Here is a 19027-nt window from a genome sequence, read left to right as displayed (position 1 = left end):
CCCGCACCGGCCGGGGGCCACCGGCTTCCCGCGCGGGGGCGCCCCCGCCCCCCCCCCCCCCCCGCGCCCCGCCCCCCGCCCGTGTGCCTACGCCGCCGACAGCTCCCACACCGCGTACGCCAGCGCGTCCGCGTGCCGGTTCAGTGCCGTGTCGTTGATGTTCGACGACGTGTCGCAGGACGAGTGGTAGCAGGCGTCGAAGGCCCGGCCCGCCGTACCGCCCCACTTCGTGGCCTGCGCGGAGGTCTTGATGTAGTCGGCGCCGCTGAACAGGCCGCCGACGGGGATGCCCGCGTTCTTGAAGGGCGCGTGGTCCGAGCGGCCGTCGCCCTCGGTCTCGATCTCCGTGGGGACACCGATCCCGGTGAAGTAGGTCTTGAAGGTCTTCTCGATCGCCGGGTCGTCGTCGTAGACGAAGTAGCCGGGGTTCGGCGAGCCGATCATGTCGAAGTTCAGGTAGCCGCTGATCCTCGAACGGTTCGTCGAGGAGAGGCTGTTCACGTAGTAGCGCGAGCCGACCATGCCCAGCTCCTCGGCGCCCCACCAGGCGAACCGGAGATGCTTCGTGGGCTGGTAGTTCGTCCGGGCCACGGTGAGTGCGGCCTCCAGCACGGCCGCCGAGCCGGAGCCGTTGTCGTTGATGCCGGGGCCCGCGGTCACGCTGTCCAGGTGGGAGCCGGCCATGACGACCCGGCCGGTGTCGCCGCCGGGCCAGTCGGCGATCAGGTTGTAGCCGGTGCGGCCACCGGAGCTGAACTGCTGGACGGTCGTGGTGAACCCGGCCGCGTCCAGCTTGGCCTTCACGTAGTCGAGGGACGCCTTGTAGCCGGCGCGGCCGTGCGCGCGGTTGCCGCCGTTGGCGGTGGCGATGGACTGGAGCTGGGAGAGGTGGGCCTTGACGTTGGCCACGGGGATGTCGGGGGCGGCGGCCACTGCCTCGGGGGCGGGGGCCGCCCCGGCTATGGACCCGCCTACGAGCAGCGCGGCGGCGGCGACGACCGAGGCCGCCGAGGCACGCCCAGGAATGGAGAGCTTCATGTGGGGGGCTCCGAATTCCAGGGAGATCCCGCGTGGCCGCCTCTGGGGATGCGTGAGGCGTCCGGGGACTCCACGGTGAATGGGGTGCCTGGATGGTGAAGCTGGGACTGACTGACCGTCAAGAGCGGTATTCGGTCACGGGCGTTCGTATACCGGAGAGTCCTCGGTGGCGGGGACGGCGGCGGCCGTGACGGCGTTCCTGCGGGCGTGGAGTTCGGCCCGGTCGAGCGCCGAGCGGCGGGCGGTCCGCAGCGCGTCGAAGGTGAGTAGCGACAGCGCGACCCAGACCAGCGCGAACCCGGCCCAGCGCTCGGGCGGCATGGCCTCGTGGAAGTACAGGATGCCGAGCAGGAACTGAAAGACGGGCGCCAGGTACTGCAGGAGTCCCAGCGTGGAGAGGGGGACGCGGATCGCGGCGGCGCCGAAGCAGACCAGGGGGATCGCGGTCACCACGCCGGTCGACGCGAGGAGTGCCGCGTGGCCCGCGCCCTGGACGGCGAACGTGGAGTCGCCGCGGGCACTCAGCCAGAGCAGATAGGCGACGGCCGGCAGGAACTGGATCGCCGTCTCCGCGGCGAGGGACTCGATGCCGCCGAGGTTGACCTTCTTCTTGACCAGGCCGTAGGTCCCGAAGGAGAAGGCGAGGCAGAGGGAGATCCACGGCGGGCGCCCGTATCCGACGGTCAGGACCAGCACCGCGGCGAGGGCGATGCCGACGGCGGCCCACTGGGCGGGGCGCATCCGCTCCTTGAGGACCAGGACGCCGAGCGCGATGGTGACGAGGGGGTTGATGAAGTAGCCGAGGGAGGCCTCCACCACGTGCCCGGCGTTCACCGCCCAGATGTAGACGCCCCAGTTGACCGTGATGACCGTCGCCGCGATCGTGACGAGACCCAGTTTGCGGGGCTGGCGCACGAGCTCGCCGAGCCAGGCCCAGCGCCGCATCACCAGCAGCGCGACGCCGACCACGGCGAGGGACCACACCATCCGGTGGGCCAGGATCTCGACGGCCCCCGCGGGCTTCAGCAGCGGCCAGAAGAGGGGGACGAGCCCCCACATGCCGTACGCCGCGAAACCGTTGAGCAGGCCTATCCGCTGCTCGCTCCTCGACTGCCCGGCCACCGGCGCCTCCCTCTCGCGCGGCTGCCCGCGTGCAGCCTCCCCGACGGTAGCGCCGGGCGCCCCCGTCTGTCATGCCCGTATCGGCATACGGTCATGACAGACGGGGGCGGGAGGTGGCGGCGACGCGGGGTTCCGGGGCCCGGAGTCAGGACTTGAGGGCCGCCGCGATCGCGTCCGCGAGCGGGGTGGTCGGGCGGCCGGTGAGCCGGGCCAGGTCGCCGTCCGTGCGGGCGAGCAGACCGCGCGCGATGGCGCCGTCCACGTCCACGAGGACCGCGGCGAACTGCTCGGGCAGCCCGGCGCCGACGAGGATCTCCTGGTGGACCTCGGCGGGAACGCTGCTGTACCCGATCTCCCGGCCGGTCTGCCGGCTCAGCTCGGCCGCGTACTCGGCGAAGCTCCAGGCGGTGTCGCCGCTGAGTTCGTACGCCTTGTTCTCGTGTCCCTCGCCGGTCAGGACGGCGACGGCGGCGGCCGCGTAGTCGGCGCGGGAGGCCGAGGCGACCCGGCCCTCGCCGGCGCTCTGCACGACGGCGCCGTGCTCCAGGACCGGGGCGAGGTTCTCGGTGTAGTTCTCGTGGTACCAGCCGTTGCGCAGGAAGGCGTACGGCAGACCGGAATCGAGGATCGCCCGCTCGGTCACCTTGTGCTCGTCGGCCAGCAGGAAGTCGGCCTCGGGACCGCCGAGGACGCCCGTGTACGCCAGCAGCGCGACGCCCGCGCCCTTCGCGGCGTCGATCACGGCACGGTGCTGGGCGACGCGGCGCCCGACCTCGCTGCCGGAGATCAGCAGCACCCGGTCGCCGGCGGCGAAGGCGTCCGCGAGGGTCTCGGGGGCGTTGTAGTCGGCCACGCGCAGTTCGACACCGCGGGCGGCCAGACCGGCGGCCTTCTCCTTGTCGCGGACGACGGCGGCGACCTCGGCGGCCGGGACCTTCTCCAGCAGACCGTCGATGACGAGGCGGCCGAGGTGACCGGTGGCTCCGGTGACGACGATGCTCATGCGGAAACAACTCCTTGGGGGTGGGGGTGTCCACTCACCTTAGGAGCTGCACTAACTAAAGGAAAGTACCCACTTTGAAGTAAGGTACTGGCATGGCCGAACGTATGAGGAACACCGACGGCGAGGCGATGTGCCCCTACCGCCTCGTCCTGGAGCACGTCACCAGCCGCTGGGGAGTCCTCGTCCTGATCGCGCTGGCCGAGCGCCCGTACCGCTTCAGCGAGCTGCGCCGGGCCATCGGCCGGGTCAGCGAGAAGATGCTCACCCAGACCCTCCAGACCCTGGAGCGCGACGGTCTGGTGCACCGGGACGCGAAGCCCGTGATCCCGCCGCGCGTCGACTACTCGCTCACCGCCCTCGGCCGCGAGGCCGCCGAGCAGGTGGCCGCCCTCGCCGGCTGGACCGAACGCCGCATGGACGCCGTCCTCGAAGCCCGCGCCGCGTACGACGAGGCCAGGGCCGGGGCGGACGAACGGGCCCGGACCTGACGGTCCGGGCCCGGCACGACGCGCGAGGCGGGGTCAGCCGACGACCGTCCAGGTGTCGTTGCCTGCCAGCAGGGCCGACAGGTCGCCCTTGCCGTTCTGCTCGATGGCCGCGTCCAGCTGGTCGGCCATGAGCGTGTCGTAGACCGGCCGGTCCACCGAGCGCAGCACCCCGATCGGGGTGTGGTGCAGGGTGTCCGGGTCGGCGAGGCGGGAGAGGGCGAAGGCGGTGGTCGGGGACGGCGAGTGGGCGTCGTGGACCAGGATCATCGCCTCGTTCTCCGGCGTGACGGTGACCACGCGCAGGTCGCCGGTGAGCTGGTCGCGGACGACGCCCTTGCCGCCGTCGGCGCCGAAGCGGATCGGCTTGCCGTGCTCCAGGCGGATCACGGCCTCCTCGGCCTGCTGCTTGTCCTTCAGGACCTCGAAGGCGCCGTCGTTGAAGATGTTGCAGTTCTGGTAGATCTCGACGAGGGCCGTGCCGGGGTGGGCCGCGGCCTGGCGCAGGACGTCGGTGAGGTGCTTGCGGTCCGAGTCGACGGTGCGGGCGACGAAGGACGCCTCGGCGCCGATCGCGAGCGAGACCGGGTTGAAGGGCGCGTCGAGCGAGCCCATCGGGGTCGACTTGGTGATCTTGCCGACCTCGGAGGTGGGCGAGTACTGGCCCTTGGTGAGCCCGTAGATCCGGTTGTTGAACAGCAGGATCTTGAGGTTCACGTTGCGCCGCAGGGCGTGGATGAGGTGGTTGCCGCCGATGGACAGCGCGTCACCGTCACCGGTGACGACCCAGACGGACAGGTCCCGGCGGCTGGAGGCGAGGCCGGTGGCGATGGCGGGGGCGCGGCCGTGGATGGAGTGCATCCCGTAGGTGTTCATGTAGTACGGGAAGCGGGAGGAGCAGCCGATCCCGGAGACGAAGACGATGTTCTCCTTGGCCAGGCCGAGTTCGGGCATGAAGCCCTGCACGGCCGCCAGGATCGCGTAGTCGCCGCAGCCGGGGCACCAGCGCACTTCCTGATCGGACTTGAAGTCCTTCATGGACTGCCTGGCCTCGGCCTTGGGCACGAGGGAGAGCGCCTCGATCGTGCCCGTGCCCTCCGTGGTCGTCTCAGCCATCGATGGCCTCCTTGAGAACCGTGGCAAGCTGTTCGGCCTTGAACGGCATTCCGTTGACCTGGTTGTACGAGCGCGCGTCGACCAGGTACTTCGCCCGTACGAGCGTGGCGAGCTGCCCGAGGTTCATCTCGGGGATCACCACCTTCTCGTAACGCCCGAGGACGGCGCCCAGATTCCGGGGGAACGGGTTGAGGTGGCGCAGATGGGCCTGCGCGATGCTCTCGCCGGCCGTGCGCAGCCGCCGGACCGCCGCGGTGATCGGGCCGTAGGTCGAACCCCAGCCGAGCACCAGGGTGCCGGCGCCGTCCGGATCGTCGACGTCGAGGTCCGGGACGTCGATGCCGTCGATCTTGGCCTGCCGGGTGCGGACCATGAAGTCGTGGTTGGCCGGGTCGTAGGAGATGTTGCCCGAGCCGTCCTGCTTCTCGATGCCGCCGATGCGGTGTTCCAGGCCGGGCGTGCCGGGGACGGCCCACGGGCGGGCGAGGGTCTGCGGGTCGCGCTTGTACGGCCAGAAGACCTCGGTGCCGTCGTCCAGGGTGTGATTCGGCCCCTGGGCGAACTGCACGCGCAGGTCCGGGAGTTCCTCGATGTCGGGGATGCGCCAGGGCTCGCTGCCGTTGGCGAGGTAGCCGTCCGAGAGCAGCAGGACCGGGGTGCGGTAGGTGAGCGCGATCCGGGCGGCCTCGACGGCCGCGTCGAAGCAGTCGGCGGGCGTCTTCGGGGCGACGACCGGGACCGGCGCCTCGCCGTTGCGCCCGTACATGGCCTGGAGCAGGTCGGCCTGCTCGGTCTTGGTCGGCAGACCGGTGGAGGGCCCGCCGCGCTGGATGTCGATGACCAGCAGCGGCAGTTCCAGGGAGACGGCGAGCCCGATCGTCTCGGACTTCAGCGCCACCCCGGGCCCCGACGTCGTGGTCACCGCGAGCGAACCGCCGAAGGCCGCCCCGAGCGCCGCGCCGATGCCCGCGATCTCGTCCTCGGCCTGGAAGGTCCGCACACCGAAGTTCTTGTGCCGGCTCAGCTCGTGCAGGATGTCCGAGGCCGGCGTGATCGGGTACGAGCCCAGGTACAGAGGCAGGTCCGCCTGCCGCGAGGCCGCGATCAGCCCGTACGACAGCGCCAGGTTCCCCGAGATGTTCCGGTACGTGCCCGTCGGGAACGCCTGCGCCGCCGGGGCGACCTCGTAGCTGACCGCGAAGTCCTCGGTCGTCTCGCCGAAGTTCCAGCCCGCGTGGTACGCCGCGATGTTGGCCGCGGCGATCTCGGGCTTCTTCGCGAACTTGGTCCTGAGGAACTTCTCGGTGCCCTCGGTGGGCCGGTGGTACATCCAGCTCAGCAGGCCGAGCGCGAACATGTTCTTCGACCGCTCCGCCTCCTTGCGGGACAGGTCGAACTCCTTGAGCGCCTCGACGGTGAGCGTCGTCAGCGGGACGGGGTGGACGCTGTAGCCGTCCAGGGAGCCGTCCTCCAGCGGGCTCGTGACGTAGCCGACCTTGGCCATCGCCCGCTTGGTGAACTCGTCGGTGTTGACGATGATCTCCGCGCCGCGCGGCACGTCGGCGATGTTCGCCTTCAGCGCGGCCGGGTTCATCGCCACCAGCACGTTCGGCGCGTCGCCGGGGGTGAGGATGTCGTGGTCGGCGAAGTGCAGCTGGAAGGACGAGACGCCCGGCAGGGTGCCCGCGGGGGCGCGGATCTCGGCCGGGAAGTTCGGCAGGGTGGACAGGTCGTTGCCGAAGGAGGCCGTCTCCGAGGTGAAGCGGTCTCCCGTGAGCTGCATGCCGTCACCGGAGTCGCCCGCGAAGCGGATGATGACGCGGTCGAGGCGGCGTACGTCCTTCGTGCCCGCCGGTTTGCGCTGCTCTCCTACGACGGCTTCGTCGGCCTGTTCGGTTGGACTGCTGACCTGGCTGGTCACTGAACTGGACCTCCCTCGAGGCGGCTGTCTGGGAACGGTCGTCCCGCCGACCCTCCCAGGATCAACCCTACGTCGGTAAGGGTCGCCTTCCCTCGGCCATTCGCATGACGGTCCCGGTTTCGGGACGCTCGGACGCGCTGCTGTGCCATGGTGTGCTCGCCCTCCGGCGCTCTACGTGAAGACGTTTCCCTGCCGTTCTGCGGTTCTCGTGCTCGGTGCGTGTCGCGGCCACCCGGCTACGTACTGCACACGAGCGGACTCGACGCCTGCTGGATAACTGACACAGTGTCGGCCACTCAGGAGTTCAGGTAGGTCAGAACGGCCAGAACACGCCGGTGGTCCCCGTCGCTGGGAGACAGCCCCAGCTTCAGGAAGATGTTGCTGACGTGCTTCTCGACGGCACCGTCGCTGACCACCAGCTGCCGGGCGACGGCCGAGTTGGTGCGGCCCTCGGCCATCAGCCCGAGCACCTCCCGCTCCCTCGGCGTGAGCCCGGCGAGCACGTCCTGCTTGCGGCTGCGCCCCAGCAGCTGCGCCACGACCTCCGGGTCCAGCGCGGTGCCCCCGCGGGCCACCCGCACCACCGCGTCCACGAACTCGCGCACCTCGGCCACCCGGTCCTTGAGCAGATAGCCGACCCCGTGGCTGGAACCGGCCAGCAGTTCGGTGGCGTACTGCTCCTCCACGTACTGCGACAGCACCAGCACACCGAGTCCCGGATGCTCCTTGCGTAGCTGCACCGCCGCCCGGACGCCCTCGTCGGTGTGCGTCGGCGGCATCCGCACGTCGGCCACGACGACGTCGGGCAGCTCGCCCTGGGCCGCGAACTCGGTGATCGTCTTGATCAGCGCCTCCGCGTCCCCGACACCGGCCACCACGTCGTGCCCGCGGTCGGTCAGCAACCGGGTCAGGCCCTCCCTGAGCAGCACTGAATCCTCGGCGATGACCACTCGCACCCTGTCCTCCACGATCTTCGGCCCCCCACAGCCCTGTGCCCGGCACGCGCCGGTTCTCTTCCACCCCGTGCGGACCGCCGCGTCACTTCCCGGCCCGGTCCGTCCCGCTCGTACGACAGCCCCAGCATTCCAGCATTCGAACCGTGCCGCGCCCGGGCCGGCGAATCCGTACGGGAACCGGGACCGGGGCCCGCCGCGCCCCGCTTCCGCAGCCCCGGACCACCCGGCCCGGCGCCCCCTCCGTCCGGTCCCTGGGGCGTGGACAGCGCGACGACGGCAAGCCCGACGTGGAGTCGGGCTTGCCGTCCTGTCCGTGTGCGGCGGCGGCCGGGTCCGGGGAACGCCGGGAACGCCGTCAGGCGATGTGCTGTCCCCGCCAGGGCAGCTCCGCGGTGACCCGGGTCGGTCCGGCCGGCGGCGAGTCGACCACGAGGATCCCGTCCACCGCGTCCAGCCGCTCGGCGAGCCCCGCGAGACCGGACCCGGCGGACGGCTCGGCGCCGCCCACCCCGTTGTCCGTGACCTGGAGCATCAGCCGGTTCTCGACCCGCCACACGTCGACCGTGGCCCGCGTCGCCCTGGAGTGCTTGCTGATGTTCTGGAGCAGCTCGGAGACCGTGAAGTAGGCGATGCCCTCGATGGCCGGGGCCGGCCGGGACGGCAGGTCCACCTCGACCCGCACCGGCACCGTGCAGCGCGAGGCGACCGCGGAGAGCGCCGCGTCCAGTCCGCGGTCCGTCAGCACGGCCGGGTGGATGCCCCGCGCCAGGTCCCGCAGCTCCTGGAGCGCCGTCTTCACCTCACCGTGCGCCTCGTCCACCATCCGGGCCGCCTCGCGCGGGTCCTCCGACAGCTTCTCCTTCGCCAGCCCCAGATCCATGGCCAGCGCCACCAGCCGGGCCTGTGCCCCGTCGTGCAGGTCGCGCTCGATGCGCCGCAGGTCGGCGGCGGCCGTGTCCACGACCACCCCGCGGTCCGACTCCAGCTCCACCACCCGCGTCGCCAGCTTCGACGGGCCGAGCAGCCCCAGCACCATCAGCCGGTCCACGGTCGTCAGCGCCCGCACGATCCAGGGCGTGGCCAGTGTGAACAGCAGCCCCACCAGCGCCGTCACCCCGATCTCGAACGGGTTGTCCAGGTAGATCCGGTGCCCCTCGTCGCCGTAGAGCTGGAGCCCGCCCTGGCCGCCGTACAGCGGGAAGAGCCAGAACCACAGCGGATACGTGAGCATCGCCCAGCCGTACGCCCAGAACGACAGCGCCACCACGAACGCGAACACCGCCCACGGGAACTGCACCAGCGTGTAGAGCAGGTGCCGCCAGGACGTGCCGCTCCTGAGCAGCGCCCCCATCGACGCCATCGGGCCCCGGCCCTTGCGGCGCAGCGGCTCGGGGTCGGCGATCTCGACGCCGAGCAGCGCCCGGGCCCGGGCCCGCTCCAGCGCGCCGAACCCGCGGCACCCGGCGAGCGCCGCCGCCAGCACCGGAACCCCGAGGAACGTGATCAGCAGTCCCGCGCCGAGCGAGACCATCGTGACCGCGTAGACGAAGCCGGCGATCGCTATCGGCAGGCTCAGCATGAGGTACCCGAACTCGCGCCAACTGCGGGCCTCGACCGGCGCCCGCAGCGCGACGGGGAGCCGCCGCGTCCAGCCTTCGGCGCCCGCCCCGTGGAAGCCGGGCCCGCCGTGCCGCCCGTATCCCTGTCCGTAGTCCGTGGCCATCGGCGTCGTCCGTTTCTTCTCGTCAGGTCGGTGAACTGTCGTGCGCTGAGCGGTGGTGCGCTGAGCGGTGCGCTGTCCTACCTCCACCCTGCTCGGCCGGGGGCCCACGGGCCATGGAGTCCATCGGCGTCTTCGACGGGGGGTTTTCCCTACCTCGGGAGGACGGGGCCCGGGTCGGGCGGGGCGGCGCCGGGACGCGGGGGGAGACCCCCTCCGGGGCGTGGCTCTCCAGAGACGCCGGTGAGAGCGTGCGGAGGATGGGGCTCACACGACTGCCCTCCGGCCACGGGACCGGGCGGCGCCCGCCAGGAGGCTGCCTCCGGGCGGGCGTGGGGATGGGGCGGCCCGTCTGGGGAGCCGTGGGAAGCCCTGTGTGTCAGCCAGGGACCGCGCCGGCAATCGCCCGCGGGTGCGGGCGGTGCGGGCGGTGCGGACGGTGTCCGTCGGGGTGATCGGTTCGGCGATCGCCGGTGCGGGGCCGCGGCTGCGCGGAGGTGCGAGGGGGCCGCGCCCTGCCCGTCAGGGTGGACGGGTGTGGAGGGCGCGGCCCCGGGGGGTGTGCCCGGAGTTGTCGCTAGCGGACTTCGCCGGGCTCGCGGTTCCGCCAGGGGAGCTCCGCCGTGATCGTGGTCGGCCCGCCCTCGGGCGACTCGATGAGGAACAGCCCGTCGACCGCGCCCAGCCGGTCGGCGAGGCCCGCCATCCCCGTACCGCCGTCGAGCCGCGCCCCGCCGCTCCCGTCGTCCCACACCTGGATGAGCAGCCGCTCGTCCGCCCGCCACACGTCGACAGAAGCCGAACGCGCGCCGCTGTGCTTGCTCACGTTCTGCAGCAGCTCGGAGACCGTGAAGTACGCGATGCCCTCGATCGCCGCCGCCGGCCGCTCCGGCAGGTCGGCGGTCACCTTCACCGGCACCGTGCACCGCGAGGCGATCGACGAGAGCGCGGCGTCCAGGCCGCGATCCGTGAGCACCGCCGGATGGATCCCGCGGGCCAGATCACGCAGCTCCTGCAGCGCGAGCTTCACCTCGCCGTGCGCCTCCTCGACCATCACCGCGACGCTTTCGTCGGCCTGGCCCTCCAGGAGCTTCTCCTTGGCCAGACCCAGCCCCATCGCGAGGTTGACCAGCCGGGCCTGCGCCCCGTCGTGCAGGTCGCGCTCGATGCGCCGCAGGTCCGCCGCGGCCGTGTCGACCACCACCCCGCGGTCCGACTCCAGCTCGGCGATGCGCCGCTCCAGCTCGTCCGAGGGGGACAGCAGCCCCCGCACCATCGCCCGGTCCGCGTTGGTCAGCCCCCGTGTGATGAACGGCAGCACCGGCCACAGCACGAAGAAGGAGACCAGCGTGACCGTGAACGTCGCGATGCCCCACGGCAGCCTTATGAACTCGTACAACGTCGTCCGCCAGGCCACCGGGTCCTTCAGCGTCGACCAGAGCCAGCCGAAGAAGCCGGTCCGCCGTACCGGCAACGGGCTCGGCTCGTCGATCCGCACGCCGAGCAGCGCCCGTGCCCGCGCCCGCTCGGCCCGGCCCAGCAGCCGCGAGCCCATCAGCCCGCCCGCGAGCAGCGGCAGCCCGACCACCGTCACCGAGAGCCCGGTCCCGATGGACATCACGGTCACGACGTACGTGAAGCCGATGATCGACACCGGAAGGTTCGCGAGGAGATGCGCGATCTCCTTCCACGTCTGCGATGGCAGCGCGAGGCGGGCGGGGGGCAGGAGCCCGCTGTCGGACGCCGGTTCGTCCGCGGCGCCGGTGGTCGTGATGCGTTCGGTCATATTCGCTAGCGTGCCGGGCCGCGGGCCCCGGCGCCATGAGGTGGGCCGCCACGATCCACTGGGGAAAACCCCACCCCGGCGGTTCCCGGCGGACACGTCCTGCCCATGCCAAGGCGTGACGGGCTGCTTACGGGTTCTTTAGCAGGCCCTAGACTCCCGTGCGTACAGATCGTCGAACGCGAGGTTCACGAAGGACCACGAGGTCAGAGAGCGAGGGGCGGACGTGCCGGAACCGACCGTGATCGCCGGGACCGGGGGCGCGGACACCGCGACCGTGGTCGCGTCGGACTATTTCCAGTCCTATTCGGTCGTCGGACTGCTCACTCTCGTCGGCGTGCTGTTCGTCGCCGTCGCCTTCGGCGCGGGACGGCTGCTGCGACCCGTCGTACCGACGCCCGAGAAACTCCTGACGTACGAGTGCGGCGTCGACCCCGTCGGCGAGGGCTGGGCCCACACCCAGGTCCGCTACTACGTCTACGCCTTCCTGTACGTGATCTTCGCCGTGGACTCGATCTTCCTGTTCCCGTGGGCGACCGTCTTCGCCCGGGACGGCTACGGTGCCGCCACGCTCGTCGAGATGTTCGTCTTCCTCGGCTTCCTGGCCGTGGGCCTGCTGTACGCATACAAGAAGGGCGTCCTCACATGGACGTGACCCCGGAGCCGGCCCAGCCGGTACTGCTTCCCGAGCCGAAGAGGCTGGGCGCGCTCGCCCGCCTGGCCCCCGAGCCGATGAAGGTGGTCCTCAACTGGGGCCGCCGCTACAGCCTGTGGGTCTTCAACTTCGGCCTCGCCTGCTGCGCGATCGAGTTCATCGCCGCGTCGATGGCCCGGCACGACTTCATCCGCCTCGGCGTGATCCCGTTCGCGCCCGGCCCCCGCCAGGCCGACCTGATGGTCGTCTCCGGCACGGTCACCGACAAGATGGCCCCCGCCGTGAAGCGTCTGTACGAACAGATGCCCGAGCCCAAGTACGTCATCTCCTTCGGCGCCTGCTCCAACTGCGGCGGCCCGTACTGGGACTCGTACTCCGTGACCAAGGGCGTCGACCAGATCATCCCCGTCGACGTCTACGTCCCCGGGTGCCCGCCCCGCCCCGAGGCCCTCCTCCAGGGCATCCTGAAGCTCCAGGAGAAGATCGCCCGCGAGTCGCTGAGCGAGCGCTACGGCACGTCCCGCCCCTCCACGGCCGCGCTCCAGAGCGGCCTGGTGCGCCCGCCGGCAGCGGGGGAGGACCGATGACCACCGGCTGGCTCCCCGCCCCCGTCGAGGAACTCTTCGGCCCCGACGCCACCGTCGAGGAGTCGTACGCGCTCCTCACCGTCGACGTACCGCCCGCTTCCTGGACCGACGCCCTGCGGACGGCCCGCGACACCCTGGCGTGCACCTACTTCGACTGGCTGAGCGCCGTCGACGAACCCGGCACGGGCTTCCACGTCTGCGCCCACGTCGTGGCACTGTCCCCGGTACGCCGCCTCCTCGTCCGTACGACCGTCCCGCACTCGGCGCCCGTCCTGCGCTCCGCCGTCGACGTCTACGCGGGCGCCGGCTGGCACGAGCGCGAGACCCACGAAATGTTCGGCGTCGACTTCGAGGGCCACCCCGGCCTGGACCCGCTGCTCCTGCCCGACGGTTTCGAGGGCCACCCGCTGCGCAAGGACTTCGTGCTCGCGGCCCGCGTCGCCAAGGCGTGGCCCGGCGCGAAGGAACCCGGCGAGTCGGACCACGGCGGTCCCAAGCGCCGCCAGATGCTGCCGCCGGGGGTGCCCGACCCGAACGAGTGGGGCCCCCTCAAGGGCCAGCTCCCGCCCGCGCCCGCCCGCCCGGCGCGGGGTGCCGCCCGCGGCGCCGCAGCCGACCGCCCGCCGCGCCGCACCCGCACCACGGGCGAGGGCTCGGCCGGCCAGCCCACGCCCGCTACCTCCGCGGCCACCACGCCCGCGTCCGCCCCGGCCTCCACGCCCGCCGAGCCGACCCCGGCAAGGCCGCCGCGACGCACCCGCTCGGCAACCGAGGGCTCGGCCAGCCAGCAGGTCGCGGGGGGTACGGGTGCTGGTGCCGGTGCCGGTGCCGGTGCCGGTGAGGCGTCGGGTGCTGGTACGGGTGGCGGTGCTGGTGCCGGTGACACGTCGGGTACCGGTACGGGTGCTGGTACCGGTGCGGCGTCGGGTGCTGGTACTGGTACTGGTACTGGTACTGAGGGCGCACGTCGGCCGACGGGTGCTGCCGGTTCGGCGGGGCCGCGACGGGCCCGCAGAGCGGGCGAGGGGTCCGCGACCCAGCGTTCCGCGGCCGGGCAGGCCGAGCCGAGCGCCTCGGGAACGGACGCGGTTACCGGTCGCGACGCCGGTCCGCGAACCCCGGGAACCGACACGGGCTCGGCGGAACCGACCCCTGAGGGGCCGACTCCGCCGAGCCCGACCACACCGACGCCCGCCAGAACCCCACGCAGCGCGGACGCCCCCTGGCACCACGCCCGGCCCGCTTTCGACGAGCGTGAGCCGGACGCCGGTCCGGGTACCGATGCCGGTGCCGAACCTGGTGCTGGTACTGAACCGGGTGCGGGTGCGGGTGCTGGTGCTGGTGCCGGTGCCGGTGCCGGTGCCGGTGCCGAGAGTAGGCCGGCAGCGACCGGGGCGCAGGCCGAACCGGACCGCGTGACCGACGCCGACGCGAACCCCGACGCGGAGCCTGCTCCGGAACGGGAGCCGAAGTCGGAGCCGGAGCCGGAGCCGAAGTCGGCGTCAGAGCCAGATTCCGGTGCCGAGCGGGACCGCGAGCGGGATTCCGACCCCGCGCAGGATTCCGCCCCCGCGTCGGATACCGGTACCGAGCCGGAGACCGGTACCGAGCCGAGTACCGGTACCGGGACCGAGCCGAGAACCGGGACCGAGCCCGACCGCGCCCCGCACCCCGGTACCGGTACCGACGCCGACCCCGGCTCGGACTCCGCACGCCGGAACACCCCCACCAAGGACGACCCCGCCGGAGGCCCGCAGTGAACGACGCTCTCGACGTCGCCCTGCGACTCCTCGTCGTCTTCGTCGTCTTCCTGACCTTCCCGCTGATCGTCGGTCAGACCGAGCACAAGGTGATGGCCCACATGCAGGGCCGCCTGGGCCCGATGTACGCCGGCGGCTTCCACGGCTGGGCCCAACTCGTCGCGGACGGCGTCAAGTTCGCCCAGAAGGAGGACGTCGTCCCGGCCGGGGCGGACCGCCGTGTCTTCCAGCTCGCGCCCGCCGTCGCCCTCCTCCCGTACCTCCTGGTCCTCCTCGCCATCCCGATCGGGCCGGGTGAGGGCGCCGTCGGCGAGGTCGTGGACGCGGGCATCTTCTTCGTGCTCGCGGTGATGGGCGTGGGCGTCCTCGGCTCGCTCATGGCCGGCTGGGCCTCGGCGAACAAGTTCTCCCTGCTCGGCGGCCTCCGCACCGCCGCACAGCTCCTGGCCTACGAACTGCCCATGCTCCTCACCGCGGCCTCGGTCGCGATGGCGGCCGGCACGGTCTCCCTCCCCGGCATCGTCGACGCCTTCGAGTGGTGGTGGCTGCCCTGGCAGATCGTCGGCGCGATCGTCTTCTTCGTCGCCGGCCTCGCCGAACTCCAGCGCCCGCCCTTCGACATGCCGGTCGCCGACTCGGAGATCATCTTCGGCGCGTACACCGAGTACACGGGCCTGCGCTTCGCCCTGTTCCTCCTCGCCGAGTACGCCGGAATCGTCGTCCTGTGCGGCCTCACCACCGTCCTCTTCCTGGGCGGCTGGCACGGACCGTGGGGTGCCGACGGCCTCGGCTGGGTCTGGACCCTGCTGAAGACCGCGATCCTCGCCTTCGTCGTCATCTGGCTGCGCGTCACCTACCCCCGTCTCCGCGAGGACCAGCTCCAGAAACTCGCCTGGACCCTCCTCGTCCCGCTCGCCCTCGCCCAGATCGCCCTCACCGGCGTCGTCAAGGTGGTGATCTCCTAGTGGCCCCCATCCCCGGCGCCGGCCTCGCCAAGGGCCTCGCCGTCACGCTCCGCACGATGACGAAGAAGACCGTCACCGAGCAGTACCCGGACGCCCAGCCCGAACTCCCGCCCCGCACCCGCGGTGTCATCGGGCTCTTCGAGGAGAACTGCACGGTCTGCATGCTGTGCGCCCGCGAGTGCCCGGACTGGTGCATCTACATCGACTCCCACAAGGAGACGGTCCCGCCCGCCGCCCCGGGTGGCCGCGAGCGCAGCCGCAACGTCCTCGACCGCTTCGCCATCGACTTCGCCCTGTGCATGTACTGCGGTATCTGCATCGAGGTCTGCCCCTTCGACGCGCTGTTCTGGTCCCCGGAGTTCGAGTACGCCGAGACCGACATCCATGAACTCACCCACGAGCGCGACAAGCTCCGCGAGTGGATGTGGACCGTCCCGGCCCCGCCCGCCCTCGACCCCGGTGCCGAGGAGCCGAAGGAGATGACCGCGGCCCGCAAGACAGCCGACAAACTGGCCGCCGAACAGGCCCAGCAGCTCCAGTCGACCCAGCGTCCCGAGCCGACCCATCCCACCGAGCCGACCCAGCCCACCGAGTCCGCCCAGCCGGCCAAGCCGTCGCAGTCGCCCGACCCGACCGGCCAGGCGGGCCAGGCGGGCCAGGCCGGAGAGGCGGGCCGGCCCGGACAGACCCGGCAGCCCCCGAGCACCGACGGACCAGATCAAGCCGCCCCTCCGACCGGCCCCACCGACCCGCGGGAGGGCCAGTCGTGAGCCTCGCAGCAGCCACGGCCGCCGCCACGGCGCACGCCACGGCCGCCGTCACCGCGCCCGTGACGACCACCGCCGCCGGCAGCCACGGCTTCCTCTCGCCGACCGGCGTGGAGATCGCGTTCCTGCTCGTCGGCCTCGTCACCTTCGGCGCCGCGATCGTGACCGTGACCACCCGGCAACTGGTGCACGCGGCCCTGTGGCTCGTGGTCGCGCTCGGTGGTCTCGCAGTCGAATACCTCCTCCTCACGGCCGAGTTCATCGCCTGGGTGCAGGTCCTCATCTACGTCGGTTCCGTCGTCGTCCTCCTCCTGTTCGGACTGATGCTCACCAGGGCTCCCATCGGCCGCTCGCCGGACGCCGACTCCGGCAACCGCTGGGCCGCCCTGGCCGTGGCCGTCGCCGCCGCCTGCGCCCTGGTATGGGTCGTCGTCGACGCCTTCCGTACGACCTGGATGGACCTGGAGGGCCCCGCCGAGGGCTCCACGGAGACCGCGGGCGAGAGCCTGTTCCAGAGCTGGGTGCTCCCCTTCGAAGCCCTCTCGGTCCTGCTCCTCGCCGCCCTCGTCGGCGCGATCGTGCTCTCCCGCAAGACAGCCGCGGAGGAGGACCCCGGCAAGGCACGCACGTCGTCCGGCCCGCTTCGGCCCTCCGGCACGCTCCCCCCGAGCCGCACAGCCCCCGGCCCGACGGCGACCCGCCCAGCCGCGGCGGACCCGAAGACGGCCGACGAGCGGCCCTCCGGCAAGGAAGGGAACCGCTGATGCACCTCGCCTATCCCGCCGTGCTCTCCGCCCTCCTGTTCTGCACGGGCCTGTACGGAGTCCTCGCGCGCCGCAACGCGATCCTGGTCCTGATGTCCGTCGAGCTCATGCTCAACGCCGTCAACCTGAACCTCGTCGCCTTCGACGTCTGGCTCTCGAAGGCGGCCCGCGACACCCTGCACTCCGGACAGGCGCTCACCCTGTTCACCATCGCCATCGCCGCCGCCGAGATCGGCATCGGCCTGGCGATCGTCCTCGCCGTGTACCGCAACCGCGGCACCTCGGACATCGACAAGCTCCGCGACACCGCCGAGACCGGCGACGGCCCCGACGGCGACGGCCCGGACACCGCCGCGCCGGCCACGGCCGAGAAGGCTGAGGCCACCGCGTGACCACGACCACCCTCGCCGTCCTCGTCCCCCTCCTCCCGTTCCTGGGCGCCGCGGCCGGCCTGCTCCTCGGCCGGACGGCCCCCGGCTTCGTACGCCCCCTCGCCGTGCTCCCGACCCTCGCGGCGCTCGTCATCGCCGTACTGGTCGCGGTACGCCAAGGCGGCGGCCGGGCCGTCGACGCGGCCACCGAACTCACGCCCACCGGCTCGGTCCCGATCGAACTGGCCCTGCACATCGACGGCTTCGCCGCCCTCGTCGCCGTCCTGGTCGGCCTGGTCGCCTCCTGCGTGCAGATCTACTCCACGGGCTACCTCCGCGACGACCCGCGCTACCCCTCGTACGCCGCCCTCGTCTCCCTCTTCACCTCCGCGATGCTGCTCGTCGTCTACTCCGGCGACCTCATCGTGCTGCTGGTCGGCTGGGAGATCATGGGCATCTGCTCGTACTTCCTGGTCGGCCACTACTGGGAGACCCCCGAGGCGCGCGCCGCCTCGATCAAGGCCTTCCTGGTCACCAAGCTCGGTGACGTCCCCTTCCTGATCGGCCTGTTCGCGCTCGGCACCGACGCCGGGTCCTTCCGCATCACGAAGATCCTCGGCACCGTCGCGAGCGGCGGACTCGACCACCCGACGCTGATCGCCCTGCTGCTCCTCGCCGGTGTCGCGGGCAAGTCGGCGCAGTTCCCGCTGCACACCTGGCTGCCCGACGCGATGGCGGGCCCCACGCCCGTCTCCGCGCTGATCCACGCCGCCACGATGGTCGCCGCCGGTGTCTACTTCATCGCCCGCCTCCTTCCGGTGTTCGAGGCCTCCTCGGCCGCGATGGTCGTGCTCGCCGTGATGGCCGCGGTCACGATGACCGGTTCGGCGCTGGCGGCGCTCGCCCAGGACGACATCAAGCGCGTCCTCGCCTATTCGACGATCGGCCAGCTCGGCTACATGACCGGCGCCCTCGCCGTCGCCGACCGCGGGGCCGCCGTCTTCCACCTCCTGTCGCACGGCGCCTTCAAGGCGCTGCTGTTCCTCGCCGCCGGCGTGGTCATCCACGCCTCCGGTACCAACTCGCTGGCAGCCATGTCCCGCATGAAGGACCTGCGCGCCCGCATCCCCGACGCCTTCTGGACGATGACCGTGGCGCTGCTCGCGCTCGCCGCCATCCCTCCGTTCAGCGGCTTCTTCTCCAAGGAGGCCGTTCTCGGCGCGGCCGAGCACGTCGCCACCGGCCACACCGAGCGCGCCCCCGGCGCCGCCGGCTGGATCGTCCTCCTCGCCGGCCTCGTCACGGCCGTGCTCACCGCCGCGTACGCGACGCGACTGTGGCTGCTGGCCTTCAACGGCCGGGGAGCCGAGGCCCCCGACCACGGCAGGCAGCCCCTCACCATGACCGCGGTGCTCTGGGTACTCGCCGTCCCGTCGCTCGCCTTCGGTCTGGCGTACGGACCGCTGCCCGACTGGTTCGACGGCCGCGACCTGACACCGGTCCTCACCACCTCCGTCCTCGGTACAGGGCTCGCCCTCGTCGGCGGACTCGTCACCTACGGCGCCTGGCGGCACACCACCGCGATGGCCGCCCGCACACCCCTCGGGGCGGTCGCCGCCCACCCCGAGGGCGACGCCGGACTGGTGGAGGCCGAGGCCATCGCGAGTCACACGCCCGCCTACGGAGACATCGCCTCCGCGCCCGACCCGGCGGACCCCGGCCGCCTGCTGCTCGGCCCGCTGCACCGTCATGCCGCCGCCGGCTTCCACCTCGACGCCGTGTACACGACGCTGTTCGTCCGCCCGGTCCAGGCCGCGGCCGCACTCGTCCGGTTCCTCGACCGCGAGGTCGTCGACACCTACGTACGGGGTGCGGGCGCCCTGCCCCGCTGGCTCGGCGAGGCCGCACGGCGCGCCCAGACCGGCAACGTCCAGACCTATGTGAGCGCGCTGCTCGCCGGCACCGTCGTCCTGACGGTCGCCGTCCTCCTCGTCGCCACGGGAGCGTGAGCAGG

General features: G+C 72.1%; 17 protein-coding genes. 9 read left to right on the top strand and 8 right to left on the bottom strand.

Going from position 1 to position 19027, the window contains the following annotated elements:
- Window positions 1–87: 87 nt before the first annotated feature.
- The 3 genes from ACFYQQ_RS34760 to ACFYQQ_RS34750 all read right to left on the bottom strand — a co-directional run bounded on the left by ACFYQQ_RS34760 (window position 88) and on the right by ACFYQQ_RS34750 (window position 3163).
- Window positions 88–1038, bottom strand: a complete 951-nt coding sequence (locus ACFYQQ_RS34760; RefSeq protein ID WP_356167130.1) for a M28 family metallopeptidase — start codon at window positions 1036–1038, stop codon at window positions 88–90.
- A 135-nt stretch (window positions 1039–1173) separates the two neighbouring features.
- Entirely contained in the window at window positions 1174–2160 is a 987-nt protein-coding gene (gene rarD, locus ACFYQQ_RS34755) for an EamA family transporter RarD (RefSeq protein ID WP_355794325.1), read from the bottom strand.
- A 145-nt stretch (window positions 2161–2305) separates the two neighbouring features.
- Window positions 2306–3163, bottom strand: coding sequence for an SDR family oxidoreductase (locus tag ACFYQQ_RS34750; RefSeq protein WP_355782590.1), 858 nt, complete (start codon window positions 3161–3163; stop codon window positions 2306–2308).
- Between the two features lie 92 nt (window positions 3164–3255).
- On the opposite strand from ACFYQQ_RS34750, the gene ACFYQQ_RS34745 reads away from it, so the two are divergent.
- Window positions 3256–3651 (top strand): helix-turn-helix domain-containing protein, encoded by a 396-nt coding sequence (locus ACFYQQ_RS34745; protein WP_355782587.1) that lies wholly within the window; start codon window positions 3256–3258, stop codon window positions 3649–3651.
- Window positions 3652–3684: 33 nt separating this feature from the next.
- On the opposite strand, the gene ACFYQQ_RS34740 is transcribed toward ACFYQQ_RS34745, so the two are convergent.
- The 5 genes from ACFYQQ_RS34740 to ACFYQQ_RS34720 all read right to left on the bottom strand — a co-directional run bounded on the left by ACFYQQ_RS34740 (window position 3685) and on the right by ACFYQQ_RS34720 (window position 11147).
- Window positions 3685–4764, bottom strand: coding sequence for a 2-oxoacid:ferredoxin oxidoreductase subunit beta (locus ACFYQQ_RS34740; protein WP_355782584.1), 1080 nt, complete (start codon window positions 4762–4764; stop codon window positions 3685–3687).
- Entirely contained in the window at window positions 4757–6685 is a 1929-nt protein-coding gene (locus tag ACFYQQ_RS34735; RefSeq protein WP_355782581.1) for a 2-oxoacid:acceptor oxidoreductase subunit alpha, read from the bottom strand. Before ACFYQQ_RS34735 ends, ACFYQQ_RS34740 begins: the two co-directional genes overlap by 8 nt.
- A gap of 296 nt (window positions 6686–6981) precedes the next feature.
- On the bottom strand, window positions 6982–7641 hold the full coding sequence (locus tag ACFYQQ_RS34730; RefSeq protein ID WP_355782578.1) for a response regulator transcription factor: 660 nt from the start codon (window positions 7639–7641) through the stop codon (window positions 6982–6984).
- A 355-nt stretch (window positions 7642–7996) separates the two neighbouring features.
- On the bottom strand, window positions 7997–9364 hold the full coding sequence (locus ACFYQQ_RS34725; RefSeq protein ID WP_355782575.1) for a sensor domain-containing protein: 1368 nt from the start codon (window positions 9362–9364) through the stop codon (window positions 7997–7999).
- A gap of 574 nt (window positions 9365–9938) precedes the next feature.
- Window positions 9939–11147 carry a sensor domain-containing protein gene (locus ACFYQQ_RS34720; RefSeq protein WP_355782572.1) on the bottom strand — a complete coding sequence of 403 codons (1209 nt, stop codon included), beginning with the start codon at window positions 11145–11147 and terminating at the stop codon, window positions 9939–9941.
- A 223-nt stretch (window positions 11148–11370) separates the two neighbouring features.
- On the opposite strand from ACFYQQ_RS34720, the gene ACFYQQ_RS34715 reads away from it, so the two are divergent.
- From ACFYQQ_RS34715 to ACFYQQ_RS34680, 8 genes are read left to right on the top strand one after another with little or no spacing between them, the layout of a single operon-like run.
- Window positions 11371–11799, top strand: coding sequence for an NADH-quinone oxidoreductase subunit A (locus ACFYQQ_RS34715; protein ID WP_355782569.1), 429 nt, complete (start codon window positions 11371–11373; stop codon window positions 11797–11799).
- A complete protein-coding gene (locus tag ACFYQQ_RS34710) occupies window positions 11790–12386 on the top strand; it encodes an NADH-quinone oxidoreductase subunit B family protein (RefSeq protein ID WP_355782566.1) in 597 nt (198 codons plus the stop codon). Before ACFYQQ_RS34715 ends, ACFYQQ_RS34710 begins: the two co-directional genes overlap by 10 nt.
- On the top strand, window positions 12383–14146 hold the full coding sequence (locus tag ACFYQQ_RS34705; RefSeq protein ID WP_388906528.1) for an NADH-quinone oxidoreductase subunit C: 1764 nt from the start codon (window positions 12383–12385) through the stop codon (window positions 14144–14146). The genes ACFYQQ_RS34710 and ACFYQQ_RS34705 overlap by 4 nt, the downstream gene beginning before the upstream one ends.
- The gene (locus ACFYQQ_RS34700; protein ID WP_355790090.1) at window positions 14143–15111 is read left to right on the top strand and encodes a complex I subunit 1 family protein; all 969 of its coding nucleotides are present in this window, start codon (window positions 14143–14145) and stop codon (window positions 15109–15111) included. Before ACFYQQ_RS34705 ends, ACFYQQ_RS34700 begins: the two co-directional genes overlap by 4 nt.
- On the top strand, window positions 15111–15881 hold the full coding sequence (locus ACFYQQ_RS34695) for a 4Fe-4S binding protein (RefSeq protein WP_356167144.1): 771 nt from the start codon (window positions 15111–15113) through the stop codon (window positions 15879–15881). The genes ACFYQQ_RS34700 and ACFYQQ_RS34695 overlap by 1 nt, the downstream gene beginning before the upstream one ends.
- On the top strand, window positions 15878–16642 hold the full coding sequence (locus tag ACFYQQ_RS34690) for an NADH-quinone oxidoreductase subunit J (protein WP_388906524.1): 765 nt from the start codon (window positions 15878–15880) through the stop codon (window positions 16640–16642). Before ACFYQQ_RS34695 ends, ACFYQQ_RS34690 begins: the two co-directional genes overlap by 4 nt.
- Window positions 16642–17034 carry an NADH-quinone oxidoreductase subunit NuoK gene (gene nuoK / locus ACFYQQ_RS34685; protein ID WP_355784845.1) on the top strand — a complete coding sequence of 131 codons (393 nt, stop codon included), beginning with the start codon at window positions 16642–16644 and terminating at the stop codon, window positions 17032–17034. The genes ACFYQQ_RS34690 and nuoK overlap by 1 nt, the downstream gene beginning before the upstream one ends.
- The gene (locus ACFYQQ_RS34680) at window positions 17031–19022 is read left to right on the top strand and encodes an NADH-quinone oxidoreductase subunit L (protein ID WP_355784848.1); all 1992 of its coding nucleotides are present in this window, start codon (window positions 17031–17033) and stop codon (window positions 19020–19022) included. Before nuoK ends, ACFYQQ_RS34680 begins: the two co-directional genes overlap by 4 nt.
- The last annotated feature ends 5 nt before the right edge of the window (window positions 19023–19027 follow it).

The organism is Streptomyces sp. NPDC005496 (genome assembly GCF_042872045.1).
Classification (GTDB): Bacteria; Actinomycetota; Actinomycetes; order Streptomycetales; family Streptomycetaceae; genus Streptomyces.
This window is presented reverse-complemented; position numbering and strand designations above follow the sequence as displayed.

What these genes read in the sequence shown, in the direction of transcription:
- ACFYQQ_RS34760 (WP_356167130.1), bottom strand. Translation starts at nt 1,038, where the DNA reads ATGAAGCTCTCCATTCCTGGGCGTGCCTCGGCGGCCTCGGTCGTCGCC.
- ACFYQQ_RS34750 (WP_355782590.1), bottom strand. Translation starts at nt 3,163, where the DNA reads ATGAGCATCGTCGTCACCGGAGCCACCGGTCACCTCGGCCGCCTCGTC.
- ACFYQQ_RS34745 (WP_355782587.1), top strand. Translation starts at nt 3,256, where the DNA reads ATGGCCGAACGTATGAGGAACACCGACGGCGAGGCGATGTGCCCCTAC.
- ACFYQQ_RS34740 (WP_355782584.1), bottom strand. Translation starts at nt 4,764, where the DNA reads ATGGCTGAGACGACCACGGAGGGCACGGGCACGATCGAGGCGCTCTCC.
- ACFYQQ_RS34725 (WP_355782575.1), bottom strand. Translation starts at nt 9,364, where the DNA reads ATGGCCACGGACTACGGACAGGGATACGGGCGGCACGGCGGGCCCGGC.
- ACFYQQ_RS34720 (WP_355782572.1), bottom strand. Translation starts at nt 11,147, where the DNA reads ATGACCGAACGCATCACGACCACCGGCGCCGCGGACGAACCGGCGTCC.
- ACFYQQ_RS34710 (WP_355782566.1), top strand. Translation starts at nt 11,790, where the DNA reads ATGGACGTGACCCCGGAGCCGGCCCAGCCGGTACTGCTTCCCGAGCCG.
- ACFYQQ_RS34705 (WP_388906528.1), top strand. Translation starts at nt 12,383, where the DNA reads ATGACCACCGGCTGGCTCCCCGCCCCCGTCGAGGAACTCTTCGGCCCC.
- nuoK (WP_355784845.1), top strand. Translation starts at nt 16,642, where the DNA reads ATGCACCTCGCCTATCCCGCCGTGCTCTCCGCCCTCCTGTTCTGCACG.